This is a genomic window from Bradyrhizobium sp. HKCCYLRH2015, from assembly GCF_051168215.1.
Lineage (GTDB): Bacteria > Pseudomonadota > Alphaproteobacteria > Rhizobiales > Xanthobacteraceae > Bradyrhizobium.
On record NZ_JBNPUO010000008.1, the window covers coordinates 185379 to 197739 of the forward strand.

Consider the following 12361-nt stretch of genomic DNA (forward strand, 5'->3'; position numbering starts at 1 on the left):
GAGGAGCGCAGCGACGAAGCAATCCAGAGTCCCGCGATGACCCGGGATTGCTTCGCTTCGCTCGCAATGACGACGACCACCGAAGCCGCGCTGCCGTGCCGCTACCCCACCATCCGCCCGCGTCCCTCCCAGTACCGCGCGCGCAACACCTTCTTGTCGATCTTGCCGACGCCGGTGACCGGCAGCTCCTGCACGAACTCGACGCGCTTCGGCGCGTGCGCGGAGCCCTTGCGGGCTTTCACCAGCTCGATCAGCTCGCTGGCGTCGATCTGCGCGCCGGCGCGCGGCACCACGATGGCGGTGACGGCTTCGCCCCATTTGTCGTCGGGCACGCCCACCACGGCGCACATCGCCACATCGGCGTGCTGCGTCAGCACATCCTCGATCTCGCGTGGGAAGATGTTGAAGCCGCCGGAGACGATCATGTCCTTCTTGCGGTCGAGGATGTACATGTAGCCGCGCTCGTCGCGGCGGGCGATGTCGCCGGTGTGCAGCCAGCCGTTCTTCAGGGTCTCGGCGGTGGTGTCCGGCCGCTTCCAATATTCACTCATCACATGCGGCGCGCGCACGCAGATCTCGCCGGCCTCGCCCTGCGCAACCTCCTGATCATTGTCATCGAGGATCTTGACCTCGCAGGCCGCGATCGGGAAGCCGCAGGACAGGAACAGCTCCGGCTGCTTCGGATCGTGGTCGGCCTTGCGCAGCACCGACACCGGATAGCATTCGGTCTGGCCGTAGAGCTGCGAGAACACCGGGCCGATGCGCTCGATGCCTTCGACGAGCCGCGTCGGCGACATCGCCGAGGCGCCATACAGCACAAGCTCGAGCGAGGAGAGATCGGTCCTGGCCAACGCGGGATGATCGAGCAGCACGTAGATCATCGTCGGCACGAACAGCGTGAAGTTGATGCGCTCGCGCGCGATCGTCGCCAGCACCGCCTCGGGATCGAAGCCCTTCAGCATGTGAACCGTGCCGCCGCGCATCAGGGTCGGCAGCACCTTGGTGCCGGCGACATGGCTGATCGGGGCGACCGTCAGGTAGCGGGCGCGCTCCGGAATCTCGAAATCGGCGAGGATCGCGGTGGCGAAGCCGCCATATTCCTGGTGATGACGCAGCGCGCCCTTCGACTTTCCGGTGGTGCCGCCGGTGTAGTTCAAGGTCGCGATGTCCTCGGGCGTGGCGAAGTTGCGCGCGGTGGCGTGGCCGGACTGCTCGATCGCGGCGAGGAGGTCGGCGCCGTAGCCGGCTGCGCCAAGCGTGAACACGTGGCGCAGGCCGCCCGAGCGCGCGGCCAGCTCGCCGCCGCGGTCGTGGAACGCGGCGGCATCGATCACCAGCACCTGCGATTCGGAATCGGCGAGCTGGAACAGCTGATCGTCCAGCGAGCCCAGCGGATGCAGCCAGGTGATGGCGAGCCGCGACAGCTGCGCCGCCGTGCCGGCGCACCAGGCATCGGCGCGGTTCGCGCTGAGGAACGCGACGCGTGTTCCCGGCGGCAGGCCGAGCCGCATGAACACGCGCTGCATGCGGCCGATGAGGTCGGTCGCGCCCTGATAGGTCAGCGATCCGCCAGGCCAGCTGAAGGCGGTGCGCGACGGATGACGCGACAGCGTGAGCAGGGTCTGCTCACAGACGACCGGAAACGAATGAAGCTGTGGGCTCATGGACGATCCTTCCGAGATGCCGCGATCGTTGTTGCGTCGCGTGGCTTGTTGCCGACGCTATCAGAAAGCCGATCGCGCTCAAGGTGCGCTTGTCGTCCTCGGAACATCGCTGCGCGCGCCGCGTTGCCCGGCCGAACAACAACGGAGCAAGGCCATGCGCACCTCGACAGCTTTTTTTGCGGGAGCCGGAACGGTTGCCATTGCCGTCGCGGCCGGTCTCGGCGGCGGGCTCATGATCGCGGAAGGCATGCATCCGAGATCGCCGGCGCTCGAGCAGGCCAAGCTCGAGCGTTCCGTGCCGGAGGCGCCGTCGCCAAGTCCGACGGTCACCTCGTATCTTGCGGCAACGCAGGCGGCTGCGATCACGCCGGTCAAGGTGGCGCCTGCCGCAACCGAGACGAGGCCCGTGACCCCGGTCTCGACCGATCCCTCGCCGGCGCCGCAAGCCGCCGCAGCGGAGGCCACAGCGGCCTCTTCGGCGCCCGCCGGCACCCAGGCCGCCGCCGAGGACGTTCAGGACAAGGCCGCAGCGAAGCCCGAGGACGCCGATCTCAAGTCGCGCGGCGCCGAGCGCAAGCGCGCCGCGGAGCAGCGCCGCGCCGAGCGGCACCGGCAATATGTCGAGCGCCGGCGGCAGCGCCGCGAGCAGGATATGCGCGCCGTCGAGCAGGCGGTGCGCGATGACACGACGCCGCGCGCCTATGCGGCGCAGCCGGTCGGCATGGATGGACCGCGCTTCAGCTTCTTCGGCGACGATTGATCGCACGCGGCGGCGTCGTTATCCCTGAGCCGAACAATGATCGGGGAGGACGCGCCGTGCAGGAGACTCGATGGGCCGGGCTGCGGACGCGGCTGCGCCTGCCGCTGATCGCAGCGCCGATGTTTCTGGTGTCCGGGATCGAGCTGGTGAGCGCGGCCTGCGGGAACGGCGTGATCGGCGCGTTCCCGACCGTCAATTGTCGTACTCCCGATGAGCTCGATGCCTGGCTGCGCGAGATCGCCGATCGGCTCGCGCGCCACAGCGATGCCAGTCGGCGGGCGGCTGCGCCGCTCTGCCCGAACCTGATCGTGCACCATTCCAACGCGCGGCTGCAGGACGATCTCGCGGTGCTGTTGCGGCATCGTCCGGAGATCGTGATCACCTCGGTCGGCTCGCCGGCGAAGGTCGTTGCGCCCCTGCATGATGCGGGCGCGCTGGTGTTCGCTGACGTTGCCTCGATCCGTCATGCCGAGCGCGCGGTCGAGGCCGGCGCCGATGGCCTGGTGCTGCTCACGGCCGGGGCCGGCGGCCAGACCGGCTGGCTCAATCCATTCGCCTTCGTGCGCGCGGTCAGGGCGTTCTTCGATGGTCCCATCGTGCTTGCCGGCGGCATCAGCGACGGCGTCGCGCTGCGCGCGGCGGAGATGCTCGGCTGCGACCTCGCCTATATGGGCACGAAGTTCATCGCCACGCGCGAAAGCCTGGCCGATGATCGCTACAAGGCGATGCTGGTCGCGAGCTCGGCCGACGACGTGCTGCTGACGTCCGCCTTCACCGGCCTGCCGACCAGCATGCTGCGGCCGTCGATCGTCGCGGCCGGGCTCGACCCCGAGGCCTTGCCGGCGCGCGGCGCGATCGAGATCGGCAGCGACATCGACATTGCTGCGCGCGAGGCGCGGCCGAAACGCTGGCGCGACATCTGGAGTGCGGGGCACGCGACCTCTGGGGTGACCGACATTCCGTCCGTTGCCGAACTGGTCGCGCGCACGGCCGATGAGTACATGGGCGCCGGGTGGCCACGCTCGTGAGAAAACGTGATGTGTGTCCTTAAGGCACCATTAACCATCGGGTCCCACAATCCGCGGAGCTTGAACTTGGCGGAATCGTGCGATGGGCATCGGGCTACGGCAGGACAAAGAGCGGGCGACGCTTGAGGAGATCCGGATCCGTGTCGGGCATGCCCTGCAGCGGCATCCGCTGTGCCGCAACGTCCAGTTCGACATCATGAGCGTTCCCCGCACCGCCCGCGGCGGGAACTGGACCATCAGCCTGCATTCGGTGGAACCGGCGGCGCTTTGGGAGGCCTCCGACATCGTTGCCGACATCCAGGCCGCGTACGATCTGCTGATCCCGGCCGAGCTGTCTTCGGCGGCGTGAAAAAAATATCCGTCATGTTCACAGGGCGGAATGGTGGCCGGCGTGTTTCTGTGGCATCGTAAAGCCTTAATTAACTCCCACTTTTCGGCAAAGTGCGGCTTTCCGCCGGGATACGGAGAATTGCGTGACGAAGTCGATCGCTTTTGTCGCTTTGCTGGGCGTGCTGATCGCAGGCGCGGCCGTGACGAGCGTCCTGATGCAGGACAGCGTGCCTTCGGCCGGTGCGATGATGCCGCCCGTGGTGGCGAAGAGCCCGCTCTCCAACCGTGAAGCCAAGGGCGACCGCCTGGCGATGGTCACACTTGCGGCCCCCGAGGTGCAGCAGCCGAGTGCCGCCCCGAAGACGACTCTCCGCCAGGCCTATGCCTATGCGCCGTCCGAGGCCGAAATGGCCAAGGCGTCGGCCGCTGCGGTCGTTGCTGCCGAGCCGGTGGTGCCGAAGTCCAAGATTCTCGCCCGGAGCGAGCCGACGCCGGCGCCGCTAAAGCCCGAGGTGCAGAAGGCCTATTCGCTGCTGTCGGACGGCCAGATCGCCGGCATCAAGGAGCGGCTGCGGCTCTCGTCGAGCCAGGAATATTATTGGCCGGCGGTCGAGACCGCGCTGCGCGCCGTCGCCCGTAAGATCCACGCCGGACGGCAGGGCGCGGCGAAGCCGGGCGCGGTGGCGCTCGATCCGGATTCGGATGAGGTGCAACAGCTGAAGTCGGCCGCGATGCCGCTGCTCTGGCAGTTGCGCGAGGACCAGAAGGACGAAGTGCGGCGGCTTGCGCGCACCATCGGCCTCGACAAGGTCGCAGCTGCGATCTGATCCGGGCGATCCCTGCCGTGAACACGTCAAAAGGCCGCGCATTGCGCGGCCTTCGCTGTTCGAGGGGGTCTTTTACCGCGCCGGCGGATTGGCCTCTGGATGTCCGCCGCTCTCGGGACCGGCTCCGGTCGGCGACGACGCGGGCGCGGTGCGCAGGTCCGGGCCCGGCCGCGCCGGCTGGGTCATGGTCGGAGCTTCCGGCGGGGTGATCGCGGCGCCGGCGCCGACCGTGGTGCCGCGATCGGTGTTGCTCGGCGCCGACGGCACCGGGGTCGGCTTGTCGCCGCCGGCAAAGCGCGTCGCGCCGCCGCTCTGATAGCCGGCGACCAGCAGGCCGGCGACCACGAGCCCGAGCACGAACAGGCCGCCGAGCTCGGGCAGCGCGCCAGATGGGGCGACGCCGCGGCTCCGGCCGTCGCCCTCGAGCGCCACCGCCGCGATCTCCCGGTTGTGCCGCGAGCGCAGGAAGGCCAGGAACGCGCCGGCCGCGATGATGATCGCAGCCGCGAGCGTGAAGAACATCAGCCAGCTGATGGGTTGATCGCCTTGCATGTCGAACATCCTTTGATCCGTGAGGGCTGCGCGACGTGCAGTCGCGTCAAACCCGCATGACAATCTCTGTTCGTTGCAATCGCCGGTGGCATGAAAGGTTTCCCGCCCGGCGGCGAAAATCTTGCCTCAGCGCCCGTCGCCGGCGGCCCACAGCGCGTCGAGCCCGGCGCGATAGGTCGGGTAGGCGAAGCCGACGCCGAGCTCCTGCCTGGCGCGGATATTCCGGATGCGCCGGTTGCTGGCATAGAAGCTGCGCGCCATCGGCGACAGCTCGGCGCTGTCGAACGGCAGCTCGGGCGGCGGCGCGATGCCCATCAGGCTGGCGGCATAGGCGATGACGTCCTGCGGCGGCGCCGGCTCGTTGTCCACGATGTTCCAGGCGCCGCCTTGTCCGCGCCGGATCGCACCCATGATCGCGCTGGCGGCATCATCGACATGGATGCGGTTGAACACCTGGCCCGGCTTGACGATGCGGCGCGCCCGCCCGGCCTGCAGCTCGACCAGCGCGTTGCGGCCGGGCCCGTAGATGCCGCCGAGCCGGAGCACCGCGAGCCGGTCGCCGATGACAGCGCGCCATTCCGCCTCGACGCGGACACGGGCCTGCACCCGGTCGTGCTCGGGCGCCAGCGGCGTGTCCTCGTCGATCCAGCCGCCCTGGTGGTCGCCGTACACGCCGACGGTCGAGAGATAGACCACGCGCCGCGCGCGGCCCGCCGTGATCGCGTCGCCGAAGGCGGCCAGCACCGGGTCGTCGCCCGCTCCGGGGGGCACCGAGATCAGTACGACGTCGGCATCCGCCGCCTTCACCAGCGTCGCGGCGGCGGGCGCCGTGCTGTCGAACAGGTCGATGTCATCAGGCGCCAGCTCCGCGCGCTTGGCGGCGCTGCGCACCGTGCCGCCGATGCGGGCAAACGCGCCTCGGTGCAGCTCGACGAAGCGCTGGGCGGTGTAGCCGAGGCCGATGACGAAGAGGTTCATGGATGCCGTTCACCTGGACTGCGCGAATAGATGAGTCTCCGAGTTACCCGGCGCCGGGCGGCCCGCGCAATTCAAATGACGCGCGCGGAGTCAGCCTGCGGGCGGAGCGGTGCTGACCTGCCGCGCTTGTTATGGCTCCCGTCATGGTCCATGTCGTATGCTCCGGCGACAAGAGATGGACTGCCACGATGAATTTCCATTCGATCTACCGCCATGGCTTTGCCCGCGTCGCCGCCTGCGTCACGGTCTCCAGCGTCGCCAACCCGACCGCCAACGCGGCGGCGATCCTGGCGGCGGCGCGCGCCTGCCATGATCAGGGCGCGGCGGTCGCGGTGTTTCCGGAGCTCTGTCTGTCCGGCTACGCGATCGAGGACCTGGTCAAGCAGGACCCGCTGCTCGATGCCGTGCAGCGCGGGCTGCTCACCCTCGTCGAAGCCTCGCACGACCTGATGCCGGTGCTGATCGTCGGCGCGCCGCTGCGCTTCGCCCACCGGGTCTACAATTGCGCCGTCGTGATCCATCGCGGCGAGGTGCTGGGCGTCATCCCGAAGAGCTACCTGCCGACCTATCGCGAGTTCTACGAAGGCCGCCACTTCGCCTCCGGTGCCGGCATCCGCGGCGAGATGATCGAGGTCGCCGAGACCATGGCGCCGTTCGGCACCGACCTGCTGTTCGCCGCCGCCGATGTCGCCGGGCTCGTGATCGGCGTCGAGATCTGCGAGGACATGTGGATCCCTGTCACGCCGGCGTCCGAACTTGCGCTTGCCGGCGCCACCGTGCTCGCCAATCTCTCCGGCAGCCCGATCACGGTCGGCCGCGCCGAGTCTCGCTCACTCTTGTGCCGCTCGACCTCGGCGCGCTGCCTCGCCGCCTATGTCTACGCGGCGGCCGGCGCCGGCGAATCCACCACGGACCTCGCCTGGGACGGCCAGACCTCGATCTTCGAGAACGGCGTGCTGCTCGCCGAGAGCGGGCGCTTCCGCCAGACCGGCCAGACCATCGTCGCCGACGTCGATCTCGATTTGCTGCGCCAGGAGCGCGCGCTGATGGGCACGTTCGACGACAACGCGCGCGCGCAAGGCGCCGGCGTGCACTGGCGCCGCATCGGCTTCGAGCTGCAGCCGGCCGAGGGCGACATCGGCTTCAGGCGCAGCATCGAGCGCTTTCCGTTCGTGCCGAGCGATGCCGCGCGGCTCGATCAGGACTGCTACGAGGCCTACAACATCCAGGTCGCCGGCCTGACGCAGCGGCTGCGCGCCACCGGCACCAAGCGCATCGTGATCGGCGTCTCCGGCGGGCTCGATTCCACGCATGCGCTGATCGTCGCGGCGAAGGCGATGGATCTGCTCGGCCTGCCTCGCACCAACATCCTGGCCTACACGATGCCGGGCTTTGCCACGGGCGCGCAGAGCAAGTCCTACGCGCATGCGCTGATGTCTTCGCTTCAAGTCAGTGCCGCCGAGCTCGACATCCGCCCCGCCGCCACGCAGATGCTGAAGGACATCGGCCATCCGTTCGGCCGCGGCGAAGAGGTCTACGACGTCACCTTCGAGAACGTGCAGGCCGGTCTGCGCACCGACTATCTGTTCCGCCTCGCCAACGACCGCGGCGGCCTCGTGCTCGGTACCGGCGATCTCTCCGAGCTCGCGCTCGGCTGGTGCACCTATGGCGTCGGCGATCAGATGGCGCACTACAACGTCAATGCCGGCGTGCCGAAGACCCTGATCCAGCATCTCATCCGCTGGGTCATCGCCTCGCATCAGTTCTCGGCCGATGTCGACCGCACCCTGGAGGCGGTGCTGTCGGCCGAGATCTCGCCGGAGCTGGTGCCGGTGAAGGAGGGCGAGACGCCGCAGAGCACGCAGGCCACGATCGGCCCGTATGAGCTGCAGGACTTCAACCTGTTCTATACGCTGCGCTACGGTATGCGCCCGTCGAAGATCGCCTTCATGGCGCATCACGCCTGGAAGGATGCGGGCGAGGGCGCCTGGCCGCCGCACTTTCCGCCCGACAAGCGCAACGCCTATGCGCTCGGCGACATCAGGAAGTGGCTCGAAGTGTTCCTCAAGCGCTTCTTCGCCTTCAGCCAGTTCAAGCGCTCGGCGATGCCCAACGGCCCGAAGGTGGTGGCCGGCGGCGCATTATCGCCCCGCGGCGACTGGCGCGCGCCGTCGGACGGCAATGCGACGGCGTGGCTGGAGGACCTGGAGAGCGTGCCGAAGTGAGGGCTGCAGTCCTCGTGGCATGTCGATGGCGCACCGTTTTGCATCACGGGCGGTGCGCTCCCTCTCCCCGTAAGAACGGGGAGAGGGAGCGCAGCGGCGCTCGCCGTAACCGCTGTTGCCTCCCACCGTCTTGCTCCGCTGCCCCGCTTGCCATATCCGAAGAAGCGTCGCAGCGTAGTTTGCGGCGCTGCAATTGCCTCTTCAAACGGAGCCCCTCCATGAGCGTGACCGCCGCCGGCATTTCCTCGATGGCGACGAGGCAGATCCTCGCCGAGCTCGCGGCCGCCTATGAGGAGGCGACCGGCGAGGTGATCACGATCGAATCCGTCGGCGGCGTCGATGCCGCCAAGCGCATCCGCGCCGGCGAAGCGTTCGATTTCGCGGTGCTGGCTTCCGACGCGTTGCAGAAGCTCGAGGCCGACGGCCACCTCGTGCCCGGCAGCATCATCGAGATCGCGGAATCGCCGATGGCGATGGCGGTGCGCGCCGGCAGCGCCAAGCCCGATCCGCTCGACGAAGCCGCCGTGCGCAAGGCGATGGAGAACGCCAAGGCGATCGGCATCTCCACCGGCCCGAGCGGCACATATGTGCAGAAGCTCGCCCGCGACTGGGGCCTGGAGGGCGATGGCGCCTCGCGCCTGGTCCAGGCCAAGCCCGGCATTCCCGTGGCCAAGCTGCTCGCCGATGGCGAGGTCGATGTCGGCTTCCAGCAGCTCAGCGAGATGCTCGGCGCACCTGGCATCGACATCGTCGGTCTGCTGCCGGACGCGCTGCAGCCGGGCACCGTGTTCGCCGCCGCGTTGTGCAACGCCGGCGCACACACCGACGCCGCACGCGCGTTCATCGAATATCTGGTCTCGGACGAGACCGCCGAGACCAAGCGCCAGCACGGCATGACGCCGGTGTGAGGCGGCGAGGGGCAAGGATCGTCCTGGACGTCACGTGCCTCGCAACTTCCGCATGGAACTTCGCCCCGCCGCGCCCTATGGAAGGACGTGTGCTGAAAGCGAATGGAAGGACTCATGCGTCGCTGGCCTCTCGTATCTCTCATCCCTCCGTTGCTGACCGGCTGCGTCACGCAGAGCGCGGAAAATGACAAGGCTGCGGAAGCCGCCGCGATGGCGACGCATCTGCCGGCCGACTATCGTCAGATCCTCGCCAACGATTTCAAGACCTGGCCGGACTACGCTGGCATGCCCATCACCAAGGCCCAGATATCGAACCCCGCCAAGGAGTTCGGTGACATCCTCAATGGTGGAACCGTGGTCGGCATCTGCGTGCGCTACATGACCAGACCGCGTGCTTTTGGACAGGAGCTCAGCCCGCGGACGGTGGTCGAATCGATTTCCTTCACCAACAAGCGCCTGAATCACGCAGGTCTGAAAGGCCGGCGCGAGATCGCGATGCTCAGCTGCGACGCAAAGCGCGTCTACTCGCCCTTTCCCGAGATCGAGACGGAGTAGGCACGGATCGGAAGCGACCAGCGCATCGGCACCGGCTTGGGGCGCGGCTGCCGGTTGCGCGCGTCGGCCGATCCCTTCGACGGTCCAGGGGCGACGAAAAATGGTCCGCGCGTATGTCGTCCGAGCCCCGCGCCGTTCGTCTTGTCATCGAACGGCAGAGGAGGAGACGAATGATCACATCGCACTATCGCTGGGTGATCGTGGCGGCCGGGGGCGTGCTCGGCTGCGTCGCGGTCGGCGGCCTGTTCTCGCTGCCGGTGTTCCTCAAGCCGATGGCCGCCGAGACCGGCTGGTCGGTCGCGGGGATCTCAAGCGCGATGACCATCGGCTTCCTGGCGATGGCCGTCACCAGCATGGGCTGGGGCACGCTGTCCGACCGGATCGGCCCGCGTCCCGTGCTGCTGATCGGATCGGTCCTGCTCGCCGTCAGCCTGCTGCTGGCAAGCCTGACGTCCTCGCTGCTGGCGTTCCAACTGCTGTTCGGACTGATCGCTGGCATCGCGACAGCGGCGATCTTCCCGCCGGTCATGGCGACCGTCACCGGCTGGTTCGACACCCACCGCAGCCTCGCGGTCTCGCTGGTCTCGGCCGGCATGGGTGTCGCGCCGATGACGATGTCGCCGCTCGCGGCCTGGCTCGTGTCCAGCTACGACTGGCGCACCGCGATGCAGTGCATCGCCGCCATCGTCGCCGCCATCATGATCCCGACGTCGCTGCTGGTGGGCCGTCCACCATCGTCAGCGCCCGGCGACGCCCTCGCGTTGGATCCGGCCGCCGGGCCGGCCGAGATGACGCGCGCGGCGGCGCTGCGCTCGCCGCAGTTCCTGATCCTGCTCGCCACCAACTTCTTCTGCTGCGCCACCCATTCCGGCCCGATCATCCATACCGTCAGCTACGCCGTCACCTGCGGCATCCCGCTGATGGCGGCGGTGACGATCTACAGCATCGAGGGCCTCGCCGGCCTCGGCGGCCGCATCGCCTTCGGCCTGCTCGGCGACCGCTTCGGCGCCAAGCGTGTGCTCGTTCTCGGCCTGCTGGCGCAGGCGTTCGGTGCGCTCGCCTACGTGGCCGTGCGCGACCTCGCCGCGTTCTATGCCGTCGCGGCGACGTTCGGCTTCCTTTATGCCGGCACCATGCCGCTCTACGCGGCGATCGCGCGCGACAACTTTCCGCAGAGCATCATGGGCACGGTGATCGGCGGCACGGCGATGGCCGGCAGCCTCGGCATGGCGACCGGCCCGCTGGCCGGCGGCCTGATCTACGACAGCTTTGCCAGCTACACCTGGCTCTATGTCGGCTCGTGGGTGATGGGCCTCGGCGCTGTCATGATGATGATGACATTCCGGCCGTTTCCCAAGCCGGCGTCGCAGCCTGGCGCCGTGCCGATGCAGGCGCCGGCCTGACGCTGCTGCATCGCACCTTCACGCGCGCTGTCGGAATCGGACAACAACGCTTGATCCACCGGCAGGAACTGTGATGTCGCAGCCGGGTTGGGCGAGCGTGGGGTTCAACCGGATGGAGATCGGATCCATGAAGAAGACCCAGCTCGCCATTGCCACCCTCGTCGCAGCCACCCTCGCTGCCGTCCCGCTCGCCGCGCAAGCCAAGCATGCCAAGAAGCACAGCGCCGCGACCTCGACGACCTCCTCGCAGACCACCGGCAGCAACATGCGGGCGACCAGCGGCGCGATGAAGTCTAGCCGCGATTCCACCTCGTCGAGCCAGGGCAACGTCGGCCCAGGCACGAACCAGGCGGGGAGCATGGGGAAATAGGACGGAATTGTCCCTCGGATTCCGCGTCGGAGTGCCCGGTGCCCGGGCTTTCCGGCGCGCAGTGGCACTCCGCAGCAGCGCAGCGATGCAAGACGCCGCTACACCACAGCGCTGCAAGACGACGCGCTCCACGCGAACGGACGGCACGAAACCACGGGAGCGAACAAACCTTGCGAACACCAATCGGCCTCGCCAATCGGGCGATGAGTCCCGATCAGCAAAACCCGATCACTTCGAGGCTTCCTTGATCTTGTGATCCAAATGCCCGGTGCCGTGGTCCCGGCGCAACTGGCTCAGCGACGTCTCGTTGAGCTGAAGCAGCACGTCGCTCAGCTTCGTCGAGTCCGGATAGCCCGCTGCGAACGGCTTCCCGTAGATCTTGCGCAGCGTGCCGACCAGGGTATTGCCGTGCTTCCTGCTGATCTCGCCATCCTTGTCCCGATGGCGGCCGTCCAGGCCCGGTTCCTTCATGCGTCTCTCCCCCTGATGCGACTTCTGCGCTTCTGATAGCCTGCGCTCAATCGACGAGATTGGCAACGCTGCAGCGCGACAGACGAAGTCGCGTGCGCCTGTGCTTCGTTGCGGTGGCCATCTTTTTCAAGGCGTCGGCCGAAAAAGATTCCAATCGCCGTTTTTCCGAAATTGTGGTCCTATCTGCGCATCCCGCCTCGTGCAGAGGGCGTACGCGTCGTCACGATACGTGGAGGTGGGCTGCGATGGACGTGGATGCTGCGCCAGACGAGCGCGTGCGTCGCGGACGG

At 68.0% G+C, this 12361-nt stretch carries 13 protein-coding genes; 9 read left to right on the forward strand and 4 right to left on the reverse strand.

Annotation, left to right across the window (positions count from 1 at the left end; genetic code table 11):
• Window positions 1-101: 101 nt before the first annotated feature.
• Window positions 102-1664 (reverse strand): AMP-binding protein, encoded by a 1563-nt coding sequence (locus tag ACQR1H_RS21865; protein ID WP_316218033.1) that lies wholly within the window; start codon window positions 1662-1664, stop codon window positions 102-104.
• A 154-nt stretch (window positions 1665-1818) separates the two neighbouring features.
• Here ACQR1H_RS21865 and ACQR1H_RS21870 point away from each other — a divergent pair, with 154 nt between their 5' ends.
• The 4 genes from ACQR1H_RS21870 to ACQR1H_RS21885 all read left to right on the forward strand — a co-directional run bounded on the left by ACQR1H_RS21870 (window position 1819) and on the right by ACQR1H_RS21885 (window position 4609).
• Entirely contained in the window at window positions 1819-2424 is a 606-nt protein-coding gene (locus ACQR1H_RS21870) for a hypothetical protein (protein ID WP_316218032.1), read from the forward strand.
• Between the two features lie 56 nt (window positions 2425-2480).
• Window positions 2481-3452 carry an NAD(P)H-dependent flavin oxidoreductase gene (locus tag ACQR1H_RS21875; RefSeq protein ID WP_316218031.1) on the forward strand — a complete coding sequence of 324 codons (972 nt, stop codon included), beginning with the start codon at window positions 2481-2483 and terminating at the stop codon, window positions 3450-3452.
• Window positions 3453-3534: 82 nt separating this feature from the next.
• Entirely contained in the window at window positions 3535-3801 is a 267-nt protein-coding gene (locus ACQR1H_RS21880; protein WP_315804595.1) for a hypothetical protein, read from the forward strand.
• A gap of 181 nt (window positions 3802-3982) precedes the next feature.
• On the forward strand, window positions 3983-4609 hold the full coding sequence (locus ACQR1H_RS21885) for a hypothetical protein (protein WP_315804683.1): 627 nt from the start codon (window positions 3983-3985) through the stop codon (window positions 4607-4609).
• A gap of 72 nt (window positions 4610-4681) precedes the next feature.
• On the opposite strand, the gene ACQR1H_RS21890 is transcribed toward ACQR1H_RS21885, so the two are convergent.
• Both ACQR1H_RS21890 and ACQR1H_RS21895 read right to left on the reverse strand, forming a co-directional pair.
• Window positions 4682-5161 (reverse strand): hypothetical protein, encoded by a 480-nt coding sequence (locus ACQR1H_RS21890; protein WP_315804594.1) that lies wholly within the window; start codon window positions 5159-5161, stop codon window positions 4682-4684.
• 126 nt (window positions 5162-5287) lie between these two features.
• Entirely contained in the window at window positions 5288-6139 is an 852-nt protein-coding gene (locus ACQR1H_RS21895) for an SDR family oxidoreductase (RefSeq protein ID WP_434908172.1), read from the reverse strand.
• Window positions 6140-6327: 188 nt separating this feature from the next.
• Here ACQR1H_RS21895 and ACQR1H_RS21900 point away from each other — a divergent pair, with 188 nt between their 5' ends.
• The 5 genes from ACQR1H_RS21900 (at window position 6328) to ACQR1H_RS21920 (ending at window position 11600) form a co-directional block, all read left to right on the forward strand.
• Window positions 6328-8364: an NAD(+) synthase gene (locus tag ACQR1H_RS21900; RefSeq protein ID WP_434899892.1), complete on the forward strand. Its 2037-nt coding sequence runs from the start codon at window positions 6328-6330 to the stop codon at window positions 8362-8364.
• Window positions 8365-8582: 218 nt separating this feature from the next.
• Window positions 8583-9272, forward strand: coding sequence for a substrate-binding domain-containing protein (locus ACQR1H_RS21905; protein WP_316181135.1), 690 nt, complete (start codon window positions 8583-8585; stop codon window positions 9270-9272).
• A gap of 114 nt (window positions 9273-9386) precedes the next feature.
• On the forward strand, window positions 9387-9827 hold the full coding sequence (locus ACQR1H_RS21910; protein ID WP_315804590.1) for a hypothetical protein: 441 nt from the start codon (window positions 9387-9389) through the stop codon (window positions 9825-9827).
• Between the two features lie 170 nt (window positions 9828-9997).
• Window positions 9998-11230 (forward strand): MFS transporter, encoded by a 1233-nt coding sequence (locus tag ACQR1H_RS21915; RefSeq protein WP_434908173.1) that lies wholly within the window; start codon window positions 9998-10000, stop codon window positions 11228-11230.
• 127 nt (window positions 11231-11357) lie between these two features.
• The gene (locus ACQR1H_RS21920) at window positions 11358-11600 is read left to right on the forward strand and encodes a hypothetical protein (protein WP_434838032.1); all 243 of its coding nucleotides are present in this window, start codon (window positions 11358-11360) and stop codon (window positions 11598-11600) included.
• Between the two features lie 228 nt (window positions 11601-11828).
• Here the strand turns inward: ACQR1H_RS21920 and ACQR1H_RS21925 are convergent, their stop codons facing one another.
• Window positions 11829-12071 carry a hypothetical protein gene (locus ACQR1H_RS21925; RefSeq protein ID WP_434908174.1) on the reverse strand — a complete coding sequence of 81 codons (243 nt, stop codon included), beginning with the start codon at window positions 12069-12071 and terminating at the stop codon, window positions 11829-11831.
• Window positions 12072-12361: the final 290 nt, after the last annotated feature.

Coding starts and splice junctions, on each gene's coding strand:
- ACQR1H_RS21865 (WP_316218033.1), bottom strand. CDS start 1,664: ATGAGCCCACAGCTTCATTCGTTTCCGGTCGTCTGTGAGCAGACCCTG.
- ACQR1H_RS21870 (WP_316218032.1), top strand. CDS start 1,819: ATGCGCACCTCGACAGCTTTTTTTGCGGGAGCCGGAACGGTTGCCATT.
- ACQR1H_RS21880 (WP_315804595.1), top strand. CDS start 3,535: ATGGGCATCGGGCTACGGCAGGACAAAGAGCGGGCGACGCTTGAGGAG.
- ACQR1H_RS21890 (WP_315804594.1), bottom strand. CDS start 5,161: ATGCAAGGCGATCAACCCATCAGCTGGCTGATGTTCTTCACGCTCGCG.
- ACQR1H_RS21895 (WP_434908172.1), bottom strand. CDS start 6,139: ATGAACCTCTTCGTCATCGGCCTCGGCTACACCGCCCAGCGCTTCGTC.
- ACQR1H_RS21900 (WP_434899892.1), top strand. CDS start 6,328: ATGAATTTCCATTCGATCTACCGCCATGGCTTTGCCCGCGTCGCCGCC.
- ACQR1H_RS21905 (WP_316181135.1), top strand. CDS start 8,583: ATGAGCGTGACCGCCGCCGGCATTTCCTCGATGGCGACGAGGCAGATC.
- ACQR1H_RS21910 (WP_315804590.1), top strand. CDS start 9,387: ATGCGTCGCTGGCCTCTCGTATCTCTCATCCCTCCGTTGCTGACCGGC.
- ACQR1H_RS21915 (WP_434908173.1), top strand. CDS start 9,998: ATGATCACATCGCACTATCGCTGGGTGATCGTGGCGGCCGGGGGCGTG.
- ACQR1H_RS21920 (WP_434838032.1), top strand. CDS start 11,358: ATGAAGAAGACCCAGCTCGCCATTGCCACCCTCGTCGCAGCCACCCTC.
- ACQR1H_RS21925 (WP_434908174.1), bottom strand. CDS start 12,071: ATGAAGGAACCGGGCCTGGACGGCCGCCATCGGGACAAGGATGGCGAG.